Origin of the sequence: Bradyrhizobium jicamae (assembly GCF_018130695.1) — a bacterium.
GTDB lineage: Bacteria > Pseudomonadota > Alphaproteobacteria > Rhizobiales > Xanthobacteraceae > Bradyrhizobium > Bradyrhizobium jicamae_B.
The window spans coordinates 152305-168077 of record NZ_JAFCJX010000005.1 but is presented as its reverse complement, the minus strand read 5'-3'; the positions used below and the strand labels follow the sequence as shown (position 1 = coordinate 168077).

The 15773-nt window shown below is 64.9% G+C and carries 15 protein-coding genes and 1 tRNA gene; 10 read left to right on the top strand and 6 right to left on the bottom strand.

Annotated elements, in window-relative coordinates; all coding sequences use genetic code 11:
• Positions 1-31 precede the first annotated feature (31 nt).
• From JQ604_RS09065 to JQ604_RS09040, 6 genes are read left to right on the top strand one after another with little or no spacing between them, the layout of a single operon-like run.
• Positions 32-658, top strand: coding sequence for a CMD domain protein (locus JQ604_RS09065; RefSeq protein ID WP_212355634.1), 627 nt, complete (start codon positions 32-34; stop codon positions 656-658).
• Between the two features lie 12 nt (positions 659-670).
• A complete protein-coding gene (locus JQ604_RS09060) occupies positions 671-1255 on the top strand; it encodes an alkylhydroperoxidase domain protein (protein WP_212355630.1) in 585 nt (194 codons plus the stop codon).
• 57 nt (positions 1256-1312) lie between these two features.
• Positions 1313-2470: an ABC transporter substrate-binding protein gene (locus tag JQ604_RS09055; protein WP_212355627.1), complete on the top strand. Its 1158-nt coding sequence runs from the start codon at positions 1313-1315 to the stop codon at positions 2468-2470.
• Positions 2471-2511: 41 nt separating this feature from the next.
• Complete coding sequence (locus tag JQ604_RS09050) at positions 2512-4335, top strand: ABC transporter permease (protein WP_212355625.1); 1824 nt, start codon at positions 2512-2514, stop codon at positions 4333-4335.
• Positions 4335-5183: an ABC transporter ATP-binding protein gene (locus JQ604_RS09045; RefSeq protein ID WP_212355622.1), complete on the top strand. Its 849-nt coding sequence runs from the start codon at positions 4335-4337 to the stop codon at positions 5181-5183. The genes JQ604_RS09050 and JQ604_RS09045 overlap by 1 nt, the downstream gene beginning before the upstream one ends.
• Positions 5180-5920 carry an ABC transporter ATP-binding protein gene (locus JQ604_RS09040; RefSeq protein WP_212355620.1) on the top strand — a complete coding sequence of 247 codons (741 nt, stop codon included), beginning with the start codon at positions 5180-5182 and terminating at the stop codon, positions 5918-5920. Before JQ604_RS09045 ends, JQ604_RS09040 begins: the two co-directional genes overlap by 4 nt.
• Before the next feature lie 86 nt (positions 5921-6006).
• Here the strand turns inward: JQ604_RS09040 and JQ604_RS09035 are convergent, their stop codons facing one another.
• From JQ604_RS09035 to JQ604_RS09020, 4 genes are read right to left on the bottom strand one after another with little or no spacing between them, the layout of a single operon-like run.
• A complete protein-coding gene (locus JQ604_RS09035) occupies positions 6007-6672 on the bottom strand; it encodes a TetR/AcrR family transcriptional regulator (RefSeq protein WP_212355618.1) in 666 nt (221 codons plus the stop codon).
• Positions 6669-7877, bottom strand: a complete 1209-nt coding sequence (locus JQ604_RS09030) for an amidase (RefSeq protein ID WP_349631075.1) — start codon at positions 7875-7877, stop codon at positions 6669-6671. The genes JQ604_RS09035 and JQ604_RS09030 overlap by 4 nt, the downstream gene beginning before the upstream one ends.
• Before the next feature lies 1 nt (position 7878).
• The gene (locus JQ604_RS09025; protein WP_212355616.1) at positions 7879-8682 is read right to left on the bottom strand and encodes a cysteine hydrolase; all 804 of its coding nucleotides are present in this window, start codon (positions 8680-8682) and stop codon (positions 7879-7881) included.
• On the bottom strand, positions 8669-8935 hold the full coding sequence (locus JQ604_RS09020) for a hypothetical protein (RefSeq protein WP_212355614.1): 267 nt from the start codon (positions 8933-8935) through the stop codon (positions 8669-8671). The genes JQ604_RS09025 and JQ604_RS09020 overlap by 14 nt, the downstream gene beginning before the upstream one ends.
• A gap of 73 nt (positions 8936-9008) precedes the next feature.
• Between JQ604_RS09020 and JQ604_RS09015 the strand changes: the two genes are divergently transcribed.
• The 4 genes from JQ604_RS09015 to JQ604_RS09000 are packed head-to-tail and all read left to right on the top strand — an operon-like array spanning position 9009 to position 13566.
• Entirely contained in the window at positions 9009-9977 is a 969-nt protein-coding gene (locus JQ604_RS09015) for a BMP family protein (protein WP_212355613.1), read from the top strand.
• Between the two features lie 39 nt (positions 9978-10016).
• Positions 10017-11564, top strand: coding sequence for an ABC transporter ATP-binding protein (locus JQ604_RS09010; RefSeq protein WP_349631074.1), 1548 nt, complete (start codon positions 10017-10019; stop codon positions 11562-11564).
• On the top strand, positions 11561-12652 hold the full coding sequence (locus JQ604_RS09005; RefSeq protein ID WP_212355603.1) for an ABC transporter permease: 1092 nt from the start codon (positions 11561-11563) through the stop codon (positions 12650-12652). Before JQ604_RS09010 ends, JQ604_RS09005 begins: the two co-directional genes overlap by 4 nt.
• Complete coding sequence (locus tag JQ604_RS09000) at positions 12649-13566, top strand: ABC transporter permease (RefSeq protein WP_212355601.1); 918 nt, start codon at positions 12649-12651, stop codon at positions 13564-13566. Before JQ604_RS09005 ends, JQ604_RS09000 begins: the two co-directional genes overlap by 4 nt.
• Before the next feature lie 245 nt (positions 13567-13811).
• Here the strand turns inward: JQ604_RS09000 and JQ604_RS08995 are convergent.
• Together JQ604_RS08995 and JQ604_RS08990 are read right to left on the bottom strand one after the other, a co-directional pair.
• A tRNA-Ile gene (locus tag JQ604_RS08995) sits at positions 13812-13887 on the bottom strand.
• 814 nt (positions 13888-14701) lie between these two features.
• A complete protein-coding gene (locus tag JQ604_RS08990) occupies positions 14702-15670 on the bottom strand; it encodes a Bug family tripartite tricarboxylate transporter substrate binding protein (protein WP_212355599.1) in 969 nt (322 codons plus the stop codon).
• Positions 15671-15773: the final 103 nt, after the last annotated feature.

The following is a 15773-nucleotide window of genomic DNA, read 5'->3' as shown; positions in this document are numbered from 1 at the left end:
GACTTCTGACGGAATTGCACGAGGCTGAATGATGAGTACGAAGGATATCATCGACACGCTGGCCGGGATCGAATCGGGCTCGGCCCTGGACGGCATCCGCGCCCGCCGCTTGCAGGCGCGCGAGAACGCACAGAAGAGCTATCTCTCTCTGTTCGAGCCGATCGACGCCAGCGATTTTTCGCTTGCCGAACGCGCCGCGGTCGCGGCCTTCGTGGTCGGCCTCCACGGTGAGTCCCCTGTCGCCGCCTTCTACCGCGAGAAGCTTTCAGCGAGCGCGGGTGGAGCGGCCCTGTGGGATGCGATCAAGGCCGAGATCGCGCACGGCAAGACGTCGGGTCCGTATGGTGCGTTTCCGGCTGGCCCGTTGTCGGTCGAGAACGCGGCCGGGTTGATCTACCGCGTGAGTGCGGCGGGCAAATCCGTTCTCGGCGCCAAGCTCGCCGCAGCGCTGGAACATGCGCATCTTCTGGTATTCCGCCCACGTGATGCGGCGTCTTCAGACATGAAGACGCTGCAGGCCGCCGGCTGGTCGGACACCGGCATCGTCACGTTCTCGCAGCTGGTTGCGTTCCTGTCGTTCCAGGTGCGCGTCGTCACTGGCCTCCGGGTGCTCGGCGCCTCGTTCGGGCGCACCACGAACGCCGCGGCCGGCGCGTAAGGAGACTGCATCATGAGCACCGCAAACACCGTCAATCCGCCCGTCGTGTTCACCCAGGACGAGCTCGGCTGGGTGTCCTGGATTGATCCGCTGCCCGAGCCTGACCTGACCGAGCGGCATTTCGCCGGTCTCGTCGATCGCGCGCGGGCCAAGTCGGAATATTTCCGCCTGCTGGTGCGCGATCCCGAAGTGCTGGAAGCCCGCACCAAAACCGACAAGGACATCTTTTATAACGTCGCCGATGGCCTGCCGCGCGCCGAGCGCGAGCTCGCGGCGGCTGCGACCTCGCGCTACAATGGCTGCATTTACTGCGCCTCCGTGCATGCGCGATTTGCCAGCACCTATTCCAGGCGCCGCGAGGATGTGCAGCGCCTGCTCGACGAAGGCATCAAGGCCGATCTCGGCGAGCGCTGGAACGCCGTGGTCAAGGCATCGGTGGCGCTGGCGGCGACGCCAATCGCGTTCGGTCCTAACAATATCGAGGAGCTGCGCCGCGCCGGTCTCGACGACGCCGAGATCGTCGACGTCATCAACGGCGCGTCGTTCTTCAACTGGGCGAACCGGCTGATGCTGTCGCTCGGCGAGCCCTCGAAATAGGCAACCTCACTGGCACAAGAATTGCCAATTGATCACCACATCTGGATGGAGCCGGACATGAGCAACATCGATCGTCGTACCCTGGTCAAGGGCTCTCTCGCCGCCGTGATGGCGGGAGCCAGCTTCTCGCGCGCGGCGTTCGCGCAATCCTCCGAGCCGATCCTGCTCGGCGTCAGCGGCCCGCTGACCGGGCCGAACGCGCAATATGGCACGCAATGGAAGCAGGGCTTTGACCTCGCGCTGGACGAGATCCTCGCCGCCGGCGGCATCAATGGCCGCAAGCTCGCCTATCAATTCGAGGACAGCCAGAGCGACCCGCGCCAGTCGGTGGCGATCGCCCAGAAATTCGTCTCCAATCCAGGCATTGTCATGGAGCTCGGCGATTTCTCCAGCCCGGCCTCGATGGCGGCATCGCCGATCTATCAGCGCGGCGGCCTGGTGCAGTTCGGCTTCACCAATTCGCATCCCGATTTCACCAAGGGCGGCGATTTCATGTGGAGCACGTCGGTGAGCCAGGCCGACGAGCAGCCGCTGTTGGCGGCCTATGCCGTCAAGCGCCTCGGCCTCAAGAAGCTCGCGGTGCTTCATCTCAACACCGACTGGGGCCGCACCAGCCGCGACTATTTCGTCAAGGCGGCCAAGGAGCATGGCGCGGAGATCGCCGTCACCGAAGGCTACATTGCGGAGGAGCGCGATTTCCGTTCCACGCTGGTGCGCGTCCGCGACGCCAATCCGGACGGGCTGATCCTGATTTCCTATTACTCGGACGGCGCGCTGATCGCGCGCCAGGCGCGTCAGGTCGGGCTGAAGCAGGTGATCTGCGCCGCGAGCTCGGTCTACTCGCCGAAATTCCTCGAGCTCGGCGGCGAGGCGGTCGAGGACGTCCATGTCGGCACGCGCTACTTCCCGGAAGACCCGCGCCCCGAGGTGCAGAAATTCATCGCGGGCTTCAAGAAGAAATACAACGGGCTGGAGCCCGATGCCTTCAACGCCTATTCCTATGACGCGATGAACATGGCGGCCGCCGTCCTCAGGATCGGTGGCACCGACCGGCGCGCCATCCGCGACGCCTTCGCCAAGGTGAAGGATGTCTCGAGCGTCATCTTCGGGACCGCGACGTTCGACGTCGAGACCCGCCGCGTCAAGGGCGCCATGAACGCCGAACTCGTCGTGCGCAAGGGCCAGTTCGCGCTTTGGGACGGCAAGCCGACCTGACATGACGGCTGAAGCGCTCTTTCTCTGAGTAGGACCATCGCGTGTCTTCCTGGCTCGACTACACGATCAACGGGCTGATCGTCGGTAATGTGTACGCCCTTGTTGCGGTCGGGCTCGCGCTGATCTTCGGCGTCAGCCGGCTGATCAACTTCGCGCAGGGCTCGATCTATCTGGTCGGCGCCTATATCGGCTGGGTCGCGGTGGTGCAGCTGCATACCCCGCTGCCGCTCACCATCATCCTGGTGGCGGTGGTGGCGGCGCTGGTGGGGCTGATCATCGAGCGGTTCGGCCTGCGTCCACTGCAGAACTCGGTGCGCATCGCGCCACTGCTCGCCACCATCGGCATCAGCTTCGTGCTCGATCAGCTGGTGATGCTGACCTTCTCGCCCAATCCGCGCGCGCTGCCGAGCCAATTGCCGGATGTGCGGTTCCAGGTCGGTGGCGGCACCATCGGCCCGCTCGATCTGTTGATCGCCGGCGTCGGCCTCACCAGCGCGCTGCTGCTGTTCGCCTTCCTGCGCTACAGCAAGCTCGGCTGGGCGGTGCGGGCTGCGTCGCAGGATCGCGACGCCGCGATGCAGATGGGCGTCGACGTCAATCGCGTCAATCAGGCGGTGTTCGGCATTGCCGCGGCGCTCGGCGGCGTCTCCGGCCTGCTGGTCGGCATGTACTACAACCAGATCGACACCGCGATGAGCCTGCAGGCGACGCTCAAGGGCGTCGTTGCCGAAGTGGTCGGCGGCGCCGGCAATGTGCCGGGCGCCGTGGTCGGCAGCCTGCTGCTTGGCCTCGTCGAGAGCTACGGCGTCGCGGTGTTCGGCACCAGCTATCGCAATCTGTTCGCGTTCCTGCTGCTGGTCGTCGTGCTGGTGCTGCGGCCGAACGGTCTGTTTGCCAGCGCCCGCCAGGCGCCGCCCGAGCCGCTCACCGGCACCTTCATCGCGCCGAGCCGTCCGTTGCGCATTCCGCGCTGGGCGTTGCTGGTCACGGCCGCCGTCTTCGCGATCCTGCCGTTCTTCCCGGTGTCCTTCTACGTGCTGCAGACCCTGATCAACGCCTGGCTGCTCGGCATGCTCGCGCTGAGCCTGACGCTCGTTGCCGGCACGGTCGGACAGGTGTCGCTTGGGCATGCCGCGTTGCTCGCGATCGGCGCCTATACCTCCGCGCTGCTGTCGCTGACCTTGTCCGTTCCCGTCGGTCTCGCCATCATTGCCGGCGGACTGATGAGTGCCGCGCTCGGCACGCTGCTGATCTCGCCGTCGTTCCGCCTGCGTGGGCACTATGTCTCGATCGCGACGCTCGCGATCGGCGAGATCGTCTCACTGGTGATCCTGAACTGGGAGAGCGTCACCCGCGGGCCGATCGGCATCTCCGGGATCCCGCCGCTGTCGCTGTTCGGCTACGACCTGATCAGCCCGGCCTCGATCTACTGGTTCAGCTTTGTCGTGATGGTCGTGCTGGCACTGCTGCAGGGGCGGCTGCTCGGCTCGCATCTCGGCCGCAGCTTTCGCGCCATCCGCGACGACGACATCGCCGCGCGCGCCTATGGTCTCAGCCTGAACCGCTACAAGTCGCTGGCCTTCATCTTCGGCGGCTTCGCGGCGGGCGTCAGCGGCGGCATTGCCGCGCATCTTTATTCCTACATCAACCACGAGACCTTCAACACGCAGCAATCCATCCTGGCGCTGACGGTCGTGATCCTTGGCGGACTGGGCAACGTCGTCGGCGCGATCGTTGGAGCGGTCGCGCTGGTCGGCCTGCCGGAAGTCTTCCGGATCGCGGCCGAGTACCGCATCCTGATCTACGGCATCGTGCTGCTGCTGCTCGTGCGGTTCAGGCCGCAGGGCCTGCTGGGGACGATCTGATGGCGGAGCAGCTTCACGCCATGCTGTCCTTGCGCGGGCTCACGCGCCGCTTTGGCGGCCTCACCGCGGTGGATGCCATCGATCTCGACCTCGCCAGGGGTGAGCTCGTCAGCATCATCGGCCCGAACGGTGCGGGCAAGACGACGCTGTTCAACCTCGTGACCGGGCTTGACCGGCCTGATGCCGGCCATGTCGGCTTCGAAGGTGGAGACATCACCGGCCTGTCACCGGAACGCCTGGCTGCAGCGGGAATTGCGCGCACCTTCCAACTTGGTCGCGTGTTCGGCAATCTCAGCGTCATGGACAACGTGCTGGTCGGCGCGCACACGCGGTTGCGGGCGGTGAAGCCCGCTGTGCCCGTCATCGGCCCGCTGCTGGAACTGGGCCTGGCGCTGCTGCGCCCGGCCAGCGTCAAGGTCGAGGAGGAGCGGCTGCGCGAGGAGGTGAAGGTGATCCTCGCCCGCTTCGGCGAGCGGTTGCTGCCGCGGATCGACCAGCCGGCCTACAGCCTGTCCTACGCCAACCGCCGCCGGGTCGAGATCGCCCGCGCGCTCGCGCTGATGCCACGCCTGTTGCTGCTCGACGAACCGACGGCCGGCATGAACCCGACCGAAACCGCTGAGATGCAGGCGCTGATCGCCGAGCTGAAGGCGGAAGGGCTGACCATCCTCCTGATCGAGCACAAGCTGGAGATGGTGATGCGCCTGTCCGACCGCGTCATCGTCATGGACGAGGGCAGGAAGATCGCGGAAGGTCCGGGCGAGGAGGTGCGCAACGACCCCAAGGTGATCGAGGCCTATCTCGGTCATGGCCTGTCGGGGACGGCGGAGCAGGAGAGCGCGGCATGACAAGCGCATCCGGACCGCTGTTGGCGCTCACAGGCGTCAACACCTTCTACGGCCAGGCCCAGGTGCATTTCGACCTGTCGATCACGGTCGCGCGCGGCCACATCGTCTGTCTGCTCGGCGGCAATGCCAGCGGCAAGTCGACGACGATGAAGATCATCCTCGGCCTCGTCAAACCGCGTTCGGGTGAGGTGTCGTTCGACGGTGCCTCGCTGATCGGGCTGACCACGCCGCAGATCGTCCGTCGCGGCATCGCCTCGGTGCCGGAGGCGCGGCGGCTGTTTGCGGACATGAGTGTGCGCGAGAACATCCTGATGGGCGCCTTCGTGCGCAACGACCGCGACGCGGTGGCGCAGGATCTCGACAAGATGCTGACGCTGTTCCCGAAGCTCGGGCAGCGCCTGTCGCAGCGCGCGGGCTCCTTGTCCGGCGGCGAGCAGCAGATGGCCGCAATGGCGCGCGCGCTGATGAGCCGGCCGCGCATGATCGTCATGGACGAACCGACCATGGGCCTGTCGCCGCTTTACGTCGATCGCGTGCTGGAATTGATCCGCACGATCAACCGAGAGGGCGTCTCGGTCTTCATGGTCGAGCAGAATGCCAGCCTCGCCCTGGACATCGCGCATGAAGCCTATGTGCTGCAAACCGGCAGGATCGTCCTGTCCGGCCCGGCGCGCGAACTCCGCGACGACCCCCGAATCCGCGACGCGTATCTCGGCGGCGCCGAGGCGGCCACTTGAGGCACGGAATGCGGTGCCCGTCGCAATCAGGTCTTTTTCTGGTGCGAAACGGGTGCGACTATAGTTCTAGCCAGATGTTCTCCTGCCTACTTCCGCTGCAAATAGGCTGCAAGCATCTTGCGTGCATCTTCCCGTCGGGCCGCACGCCACTTCGCCTCGGCAAGGTTACGCTCGAACATGGCCGACAACGTATGGACGTTCGCCAGATGAAACTGGCTGAGCGCAGCAATCATGACGTAGAGGCGCAGGGGATCGACATCGGCGGTGAGCTTTCCTTCGGCTACACCGCGCTTGAGCAGGCGCTCTGTCATCGACAGCACGGGTGAAGACATCTCGTGGATGCGTGCAGACTTCTTCATGAAGCGCGCCTTCATGAGGTTTTCGGTGCGAAGCAGGCTCACCAGGTGGCCGTTGCGCTCGAAGTGGCCGTTCATGAAGTCGAACAATTTCAGCAGGCCCTCCAGCGGATCGAGATGCATCACCTCGAGCGTCAGTTCCTCGGTGCGCAGGGCACTCAGGGCGTTCTCCAGCGTTGCGACGTACAGATTGGACTTGCTGCCGAACAGTTCGTAGATCATCCGCGGATTGGTTCCTGCCTTCTTGACGATGCGCGTGATCCGGCCGCCGGCAAAGCCATGCATTGCGAATTCCGTCGTTGCGGCGCGAAGGATCTCTGCGCGGTTCTGGTCTGCGGAGCGACGCGGGCGCCGGCGTTGCTTGTGCTCGGCGTCGCTGGAAGGGCGTTCGGTCATGTCGCGGTCTTGGTCGTGAGCTGAAGGGACCAGTCGCGCGCGCCATCGAGCAGCGAGCGGTCGCAGCCGGCCGCTGCGATGATCGACAGGCCAACGGGGCAGCCGTCAATCCTGCCCGCCGGCAGACTGATTTGCGGTTGGCCGGTGTGACCGGCAATCGAGGTCAGCGCCAATGCACGCTGATAGAACGCGCCAATCTCCTCGCCGCCAGCGGCCTTGTGTAATGCGATGGAAGGCGCGGTCGGTATCACGAGCCCGGTGCCGTCCGCAAGCGCGGCGCGGACGCGGGATGCGAACGCGCCGCGTAATGGGCCCCAGTGCGCGACGTCGGCCTCGGTGATATCAGCGGTGTCGGCGAAGCGCGGCGCGATATTGTCGCCGAAGGCTGGCTTGGTCGCCGTGATCCAGGGACCCAGTTCGCGCCAGATCTCGGCTCCCTGGAGGACCCGGTAGCATTCGCGCCAGTCGTCGGGGCGACCATCGAAGATGTCGATCTCGTCGCGTACGCCCAGCTTGAGGCAGGCATCGTGCAGCATGGCCGCAATCCGGGCGTCGGCGAGCGCGAAGGCGTCGCGGATCGCGACCAACCTGTTCACACGCGCGGGTGCGGCTTGCGGCAGCAAGACGTCGCCGACCGCCGCGAGCGTCGCGATGTCGCGTGCGAACCAGCCAATCGTGTCGTAGGACGGCGCGAACGGGACAACGCCGGCCAGTGAAATGGCATTGTGCGTGGGGCGAAAGCCGAACAGGCCGCAGAAGCTCGCGGGCACCCGCACCGATCCGCCCGTATCAGTGCCGAGCGCGAAATCGACGACGCCGGCTGCGACCGCGCAAGCCGAGCCCGACGACGAGCCTCCGGGGATCCGATCGGGGCAGCACGGATTCATCGGCGTGCCGTAATGGGCATTGACGCCTTCAAGGCTGAAGGCGAGCTCGTCGGTCACTGTCTTGCCGCGCAGCGTTGCACCCGCCGCAAGCAGTTGCTCCACCGCGGGCGCCGAACGTACGGCTGGCGCATGCGTGCGCAGCCAGTCCGGATTGCCGCCGCCGGTGATATGGCCTGCGAGATCGATCAGGTCTTTCACTGCGAAGGTGAGCCCGTTCAGCGGCCCGGCCGCCGTCGGCTCCTGAGTGACCGGCGGTCCGGGAACGAATGCGCCGATATCGGCGGCCGTTCCGCGTCCCAGGGTGGAAGCTGCGCTCACCTCAGGCGCGCTTGCCGAGTGCGTCGATGATCGCGGAGGATGCGGTGACGAAGCCAAAACACTTCTTCACGTTCCAGATCGTCGCCTCCGTGCAGAAATCCGGTGACGAGGTGGCGCAGCAATCCTCGACCAACAGGCAGCCATAGCCGAGGAAGTTCGCATCGGTCAGCGAATGCATCACGCATTGGTCGGTGTTGACCCCGGTGAACAGCACCGACTTGACACCAAGGTTGCGCAAGATGCTGTCGAGCGGCGTGTCCCAGAAGCCGCTGATGCGATATTTGTCGACCTTGATGTCCTCCGCTTCCTGCGGCAGCTCGTCGACGACGGCGGCCGCCCATGAATCCTTCTCCAGCACATGTGAGCCGTTTCCCGGCAGGGGATCGCCGAGCCCGACGCCGGTGCCTTTCGGCTTGTAGAGGTGAATCTGGTTCGGCGGCATGTTTGCGAGGTCAGGGCGATTGCCCCAGTTGACCCAGATCACCGGCACGCCGGCCTTGCGCAGCGCCGGCAGCAGACGCCGCAGCGGCTCGATCGGCTTGCGGTCCGGACGATAGTCGCCACCGATATGGTCGACCCAGCCGCCCGCCGTGCAGAAATCGTTCTGCATGTCGATGACGATGATGGCGGTGCGAAGGAGATCGACGGTGACGTTCTGCGGTGCGCAGGGAATCGTCACGGGAACAGGCGTCGGCTGCGGCATCGCCATGTTCACGTCGGTCTCGGTCGCCCACCACGCGTACTGCCGGCCGAGGCCGAGTTGCCCGCCGGGAGCCGGTTGCGCGTGCTGTTCACTCGTCGTCATGATCTCCTCCTCTCGGGCGAACCTGCGCGTTCATTGAGCTGCGCGCGCCCCGTTCATCGATGCCGATCTGCAATTGCCTGCAATTGCAAGTTCGCTGCCAGAGACATTTCGCAAGGGAATTCAATGGCGACGATGAAGCGAACCGCGCAGTTGCCCATGAATCCGACAGACGCCCACGCAGCTTGGGTAAAAAGTAAGCATTTGTTTGTTTCGGAAGGTCTTCATGACGGGAATAGATAGCAATTTCAAGCATGTGCGCCTCTGGCACGCCGCTTGCTGCATAACTATCGCCGGACGATTTTCAACACTGTGCGAGGGGTTTTTCCATGAGGTCACGCCGTTTAGTTCTTCAGACTGCGCTGCTCGCCGGCGCACTGGCGCTTTCCGCCAATGCGGCTCACGCCGACGCACTTAAGGTCGGCATCCTGATTCCGGGATCGAAGTCCGACAAGGGATGGATGGAGTCGTCCTATGATGGACTGAAGGCCGCCGAAAAGAAGTACGGCGACAAGATCCAGGTGCAGATGATCGAGAACATCAACTACGCCGACATGGATCAGGCGCTGACCAACCTCGCGAGCAAGAACGAGCTCGTGATCGGCGTGGGTGGCCAGACCCAGGCCTCCGTCTACAAGATCGCCAAGCGCTTCCCCAAGGTTCACTTCTCGATCGTCGGCGGCAATGACGGCGAGAGCGCGCCGAACGTTGCGGGCTACGACGTCAAGCAGGCCGAAATCGCCTACGTCGCCGGCGCCGCGGCGGCGCTGCTGTCGAAGACGGGCGCGATCAGTTATGTCGGCGGGCTTGAAATTCCGTCGATCGTCAATGCCGGCAAGGAATTCGGCAACGGCGCGAAGTCGATCAATCCGAACATCAAGTACACCGAGAACTACACCGGCGATTTCGACGACGTCGCCAAGGCCAAGGAAGCGACGCTGGCCGCGATCGCGCAGGGCGCCGACATCCACTACCACATCCTCAATCTCGGCCTGCGCGGCATGGAGCAGGCGGCGAAGGAGAAGGGCACCCACATCATCGGCAGCTACACCGACCGTTGCGGCACCGACCCGCTGTACGTCGCCTATTCAATCACCGGCACCGGCTATCAGGTGCAGTATGCGATCGACGAGGCGGTGAAGGGCACGTGGGCGGCCGGCTACAAGGAGTTCGGCTTGAAGATGGGCCCCCAGGCCTCCAGCATGGTGATCTGCGGTGCGACGCCGGAACAGAAGGCGAAGCTCGACCAGATCATGAAGGACCTGCTCGACGGCAAGATCAAAGTGCTGAAGGGCTGAGGCCTGATGGAGGCCGTCTCGCCCCGACCGGCTGAAGCCGTGGCCGAGCCGCTTCTCGCCCTGTCCGAGGTGACGAAGCGGTTCGGCAACTTCGCGGCATTGTCGGACGTCTCGCTCGATCTCCGGCCCGGTGAGGTGCACTGTATCCTTGGCGAGAACGGCGCCGGCAAGTCGACGCTCTGCAACCTGATCTTCGGCGTGCACCGGCCCGATGGCGGGGGCATGCGCTACCAAGGCGCGCCGTTCCTGCCTGCAGGACCGGCGGATGCGCTGAGACAGGGCATCGCGATGGTGCACCAGCATTTCAGCCTGGTTGGCGACATGAGCGTCGTCGACAACGTGCTGCTGGGGCGCGAGCGCGGCATCCTCGACCGCAAGGGCTGCGCGCGGCAGCTCGCGAAGATCGCCGACCAATACGGTCTTCCGCTCGATCCCTTTGCGAAGATCGAGGATCTGTCGGTCGGCGAGCGCCAGCGGGTCGAAATCGTCAAATGCCTGATCCGCGATCCCCGGCTCTTCGTTCTCGACGAACCGACCGCGGTGCTGCTCCCGGCCGAAATCTCGGCTCTGCTCGATGTCTGCCGCCGGGTCGCGGCCGAAGGCCGCGCGGTCGTGCTGGTGACCCACAAGCTCGCCGAGATCAAGCAGGTCGCCGACCGCGTCACCGTGCTGCGGGGCGGGCGCACCGTGGCGACGTCCAGCGAGCCGTCGAAAGACATCGATGCGCTGGTGCGCGCGATGATCCAGGGCAACGTCGAGGCGCTCGACACTTCGGCGGCGTCGATCCTCGGGCTCGAGCTCGTCGCCCATGTCGACCACGAGCCGGCCGCGAAAGCCGGGATCGAGGCGCTCCAGATCGACGGCCTCACCGTGAAGGACAGCCAGGGCGTGACGCGGCTCGACAATTTCACCCTCACCGTCGACCGCGGCGAGATCGTCGGTGTCGCCGGGGTCGAAGGCAACGGCCAGAGCGAGTTGACCGCCGTGCTCGCCGGCATGATGGCGTCGACCGGGGGGCGCATCCATCTCGGCAGCACCGATCTCACCGGCCGGTCTCCGAAGGAGATCACCGCGGCCGGCGTCGGCATCGTGCCGGAGGACCGCCACGCGGTCGGCTGCGTGCCTGGAATGAGCCTTGCGGAAAACATCTACCTCAACCGGCTCGACGAATTCACCCGCTTCGGCTTCCTCAACCGCACCGCGTTGGAGCGCGAAGCGACGACGCTGATGCAGCGCTTCGACGTCCGCGCTCGCGGACCGGGCGCGCTGTTCTCATCGCTTTCCGGCGGCAACCAGCAGAAGGCCGTGCTCGCGCGCGAGATCACGCTGCCGAACCTGTCGTGCCTGATCGCGGCGCAGCCGACGCGCGGCCTCGACGTCGGCGCGGTCGCCGCGGTCTACGGCCACGTTCGCGAGGCCTGCAGCCGCGGCATTGCGGTTCTGCTGGTATCCTCGGAAATCGACGAACTCCTCACTGTCGCCGATCGCATCGTCGTGCTCTACCGCGGCCGGATCATGGGATCCTGTCCGGCCGATCCGGCGCGAAAGGATGCGATCGGCGCGATGATGGCGGGGCAGCCGCTATGACCGCCGTCAACCAGGAACGGTCCTTCGCCGCCGCGCTGCGCTACGTGCTGCGCCCGGCCTTGCTGGTGCCGGTGCTCGCAGTTGCGTTTGCAGCCCTGGTCGGGCTCGTGCTGATCGCGATGATCGGGGTCTCCGTGCCGAAGGCGGTGGCGGCGTTCATCGACGGCACCTTCGGCTCACCCTTTGCGCTCGCAGCCTCGCTCAACCGCAGCTCGGTCTTCGCGCTGGTCGGCTTCGGTTTCGTTCTCGCCAACCGCGCGAATCTGACCAATGTCGGTGGTGAGGGGCAGATCGCGGTCGGCGGCATCGCCGCCACCGCCGTGGCGCTCTACGGCCATGTCAGCGGCTTCCCGCTCGGCCTGGCCTTCATCCTGCCGATGCTCGCAGCCGTGATCGCCGGCGCGCTGTGGGGCGGGCTCGCCGCAGTTCTGAAGGTGAACTCGGGCACCAACGAGGTCATTTCGACGCTGTTGCTGTCCTTCATTGGCGTTTGGCTGCTGTATTGGTCGGTGCAGTCTCCGGCACTGTTGCGCAAGCCGATGACCAGTTCGGCGACACTGCCGGAATCACTCGAAATCCCCGATGCCACGCAGCTTCCGCTGCTGACCGGCGACTATTCCTTCCCGGTTCATATCGGCCTGCCGCTGACGCTGCTCCTCGCCATCGTCGTCGGCGTGATCCTGTCGCGGACGATTCTCGGCTTTCGTCTCCGGGCGGTCGGTCTCAATCCGGCCGCGGCCAAGCGGGCCGGCGTCTCCTACGCCAGGACCGTGATCTTCGCGCTCTCGACTGCCGGCGCGCTCGGAGGCCTGGCCGGCGCGCTGATGCTGCTTGGTGAACAGTACACACTCAAGGATGGCTTCTCATCGGGCTACGGCTTCGACGGTCTCGTCGCCGGGCTATTGGCACGCGGCTCGATTTTGGGCGTGATCGCGGCGTCGCTGTTGTTCGGCTTCATGCGCTCCGGTGGCATCAACATGGAGATGGTGGCGGCGGTACCGACTGCGCTCGTCGTCGTCATCCAGGGCCTGATCGTCATCACGCTCGCGGGCGCGAACCTCTTCATCGAGAAGTGGGAGCGGCGATGACCTTGGAGCTGTTCGCGGTCTTCCTGGGCTCCTCGATCCGGCTTGCGACGCCGCTGTTGCTTGCAGGTATCGGGGAGATGGTGTCGGAACGGGCCGGCGTGCTCAACATGAGCATCGAAGGCATGATGCTGATGTCGGCCTTCGCCGCCGCCGTTGGAGCATGGGGGACCGGCGATCCACTGATCGGCCTCCTGATCGGCATTGTGTCGGTGGTGCCCGTCGCGCTGCTCCAGGCTTGCCTGAGCAATACCCTGCGCGCCAACCAGATCGTTTCCGGCATCGGCATCAACATCCTGGTGCTTGGTGCCACCACACTCGCCTATCGCGAGATTTTTGGCGCGCGGTCGCGCGCGGAAATTCCCGGGCTTGCCAAGGTGAAGCCGCCGCTGCTCGGCGACATCCCGACGTTCGGCCCGGCCGTGTTCGAGCAGGTCTGGCTGCTCTATGCCGGCGTTGCCCTGATCATCATCACAGCGCTGACGCTGCGTTATACCTCGATCGGTCTCGCCATCCACGCTGCGGGCGCCGAGCCCAAGGCGGCCGACAAGTCCGGCCTTTCAGTGACGCGTATACGCTATGGCTGCGTGGTATTCGCCGGCTTCATGGCCTCGCTCGCCGGCGCGTTCCTGTCGATCGGCGACATCCATACCTTCACCGAAGGCATGACCCGCGGCGCCGGCTATCTCGCCATCGCCTCGGTCATCTTCGGCAAGTGGCGGATCGGCGGCACCACGATTGCCTGTCTGCTCTTCGGCACCGCGACCGCGCTGCAATTCCAATTGCCGGCGCTCGGCGTGGTCCTGCCCAATGCGCTCTTGATAATGCTCCCTTATCTCCTGGCATTGCTCGCCGTGAGTGGCCTCGTCGGCCGCCAGTTCGCGCCGGCAACGTTGGGAGAGCCATACCGCCGTTAACTTGGGAAAGGGCGCGCGGATCGCAGTCCGTGCAGAGATCGACCTGTTCATCGCATCCGAGACTGCTCCAATTGAGCCGCAATCTAATGAATCCGGCGAAACGGTCACGCTGAAAACTGTCATTGGCTGTGCGCACCATTGCGCGCCGCTCCCGCACAACTGAAGCGATGAGGAATCGGCCGATGCGTCTCCGGTGCGGTGACCGACGGTCGACGACATCAAGATCTGATAAGTGATTGATTTGTTGGTGGGCCCGGCAGGACTCGAACCTGCAACCAGACCGTTATGAGCGGCCGGCTCTAACCATTGAGCTACAGGCCCCGCCGCGGGCGGCCTTTCGGCCGGCAACGGTGCCGGGACCGTTTACAGGGTGAGCGGCGTTCGGGCAATGGCGCTTCTCGATCGGCGGGGATAACCGGCGAAATCCGGGTCGGACGTTGCGTGACCAGCGGCCGCGCCGATTCCAGGGGGCGAATCCCATGCGCCAAAGATCGAATTTTATCAATGATTTCAAGCTGATTTGGGTTGTCCAGTCCCCCAGCGAAAAAGAATTCTGTTTACATGAAATTCCGATTCTGTTAGTTATTGCCCGTCTCACCCGGCAAGAGGGGCGTTGCGCAACGTCAGGAACGCGGGTCGGGATGCGGTGGACGCCGAACGTGCGAGTGATGTGCGCGCGCAAGGCGTACGGCGAAGTCGTGTGGGCCTGCCGCCCCGATGCTGGTGGTAAGTCCGTGAGGGATGAAAATTCCTCGAGGGCGACGGTGACACCCAGGCATGGTCTCGCCGGGGCGAGCACGTATAAGCCGTAGAGCCATCGCGCAGGGAAGGCCGGCGTGCCTCCGCTGCATTTGTATGCCCGTGTGCGCCACTTTCTACTCATGGCACATGGGACCGCGGGTGCAGCGTGCGCCCGGTCTTCCCTGCGCCCTCGCTCAAGAGAGAGGGCGGAACGAGATGCAAGACTCGGACAGATCATGTCGCGAGAATGTTGATGCACGGCCGGCTGCCGTAGGGTGGGCAAAGCGCAAGCGTGCCCACCATCACGAGCACGCCGAGAATGGTGGGCACGTCGCTACGCTCCTTTGCCCACCCTACGGCTTCCATGATTGACGATGTGAGACCGATTGCGTTCTCAATCCACCGACACCCCGGCGAACTCCACCACCTTGCGCCATTTCTCGGTCTCGTCGCTGACCAGCTTGCCGAACTCGGCCGGCGTCATTGGCTTCGGGATGCCGCCGACTTCGGCGAGCCGGGCCACCAGCTTCGGATCCTTCAACGCTTCGCCGACCGCCTTGTTGAGGATCTCGATCACCTCCGGCGGCGTGCCCTTCGGCGCGGAGATGCCGTAGAAGCCGACCGACTCGAAGCCCGGCACGGTCTCGGCGATCGCGGGCACGTCGGGGACGCTGGGCCAGCGCTGCGGCGAGGTGACGCCGAGCGCGCGGACGCTGCCGCCGCGGGCCTGCTCCAGCGCCGACGGCAGATTGTCGAAGATCAGCTGCACCTTGTTGGAGATGATGTCGGGGAATGCGATCGCCGACCCGCGATACGGCACGTGCAGCATGTCGCACTTGGTCATCGCCTTGAACAGCTCGGCCGACATGTGCACGGAGGTGCCGTTGCCCGACGAGGCATAGGAGATCTTGCCGGGATTGGCCTTGCAATAGTCGATGAACTCCTGAACCGTCTTCACCGGCATCGCGTTCGACACCACCAGCATGTTGGTGAGCTGCATGATGCTGGCGACCGGGGTGGTGTCGCGCAGGAAGTCGAACGGCAGCTTCTTGTAGAGCGAGGTCGAGATCGCATTGTTCGGCGCGACGAACAACAGCGTGTAGCCGTCCGCCGGCGCGTTGATGGCAGCGGCAGCCGCGATGTTGCCGCCGGAGCCGGTGCGGTTCTCCACGATGAATTGCTGGCCGAGGCGGTCCGACAGCCACTGGCTCATGATGCGCGCGACGATGTCGACCGGGCCGCCGGCGGCAAAGCCGATCATCCAGCGCACGGGGCGGTTCGGGTAATCGGCGGCGAGGGAGGGGGCGGCGGAGGCAATGCAGCAAATCAAAGCGAGCAATATCGAACGAACCAGGCGGATCATTATTCTTCCCGTCATTTTCTTGTGACCGTTGGCGCCATGCTTTCACAAAACGCCGGTTTTGCCTACAACCCCTGCCGTGCAACGTTAGTCTGGCGGCCTGCGT

Coding starts and splice junctions, on each gene's coding strand:
- JQ604_RS09065 (WP_212355634.1), top strand. CDS start 32: ATGAGTACGAAGGATATCATCGACACGCTGGCCGGGATCGAATCGGGC.
- JQ604_RS09060 (WP_212355630.1), top strand. CDS start 671: ATGAGCACCGCAAACACCGTCAATCCGCCCGTCGTGTTCACCCAGGAC.
- JQ604_RS09055 (WP_212355627.1), top strand. CDS start 1,313: ATGAGCAACATCGATCGTCGTACCCTGGTCAAGGGCTCTCTCGCCGCC.
- JQ604_RS09045 (WP_212355622.1), top strand. CDS start 4,335: ATGGCGGAGCAGCTTCACGCCATGCTGTCCTTGCGCGGGCTCACGCGC.
- JQ604_RS09040 (WP_212355620.1), top strand. CDS start 5,180: ATGACAAGCGCATCCGGACCGCTGTTGGCGCTCACAGGCGTCAACACC.
- JQ604_RS09035 (WP_212355618.1), bottom strand. CDS start 6,672: ATGACCGAACGCCCTTCCAGCGACGCCGAGCACAAGCAACGCCGGCGC.
- JQ604_RS09025 (WP_212355616.1), bottom strand. CDS start 8,682: ATGACGACGAGTGAACAGCACGCGCAACCGGCTCCCGGCGGGCAACTC.
- JQ604_RS09020 (WP_212355614.1), bottom strand. CDS start 8,935: ATGCTTGAAATTGCTATCTATTCCCGTCATGAAGACCTTCCGAAACAA.
- JQ604_RS09015 (WP_212355613.1), top strand. CDS start 9,009: ATGAGGTCACGCCGTTTAGTTCTTCAGACTGCGCTGCTCGCCGGCGCA.
- JQ604_RS09005 (WP_212355603.1), top strand. CDS start 11,561: ATGACCGCCGTCAACCAGGAACGGTCCTTCGCCGCCGCGCTGCGCTAC.
- JQ604_RS09000 (WP_212355601.1), top strand. CDS start 12,649: ATGACCTTGGAGCTGTTCGCGGTCTTCCTGGGCTCCTCGATCCGGCTT.
- JQ604_RS08990 (WP_212355599.1), bottom strand. CDS start 15,670: ATGATCCGCCTGGTTCGTTCGATATTGCTCGCTTTGATTTGCTGCATT.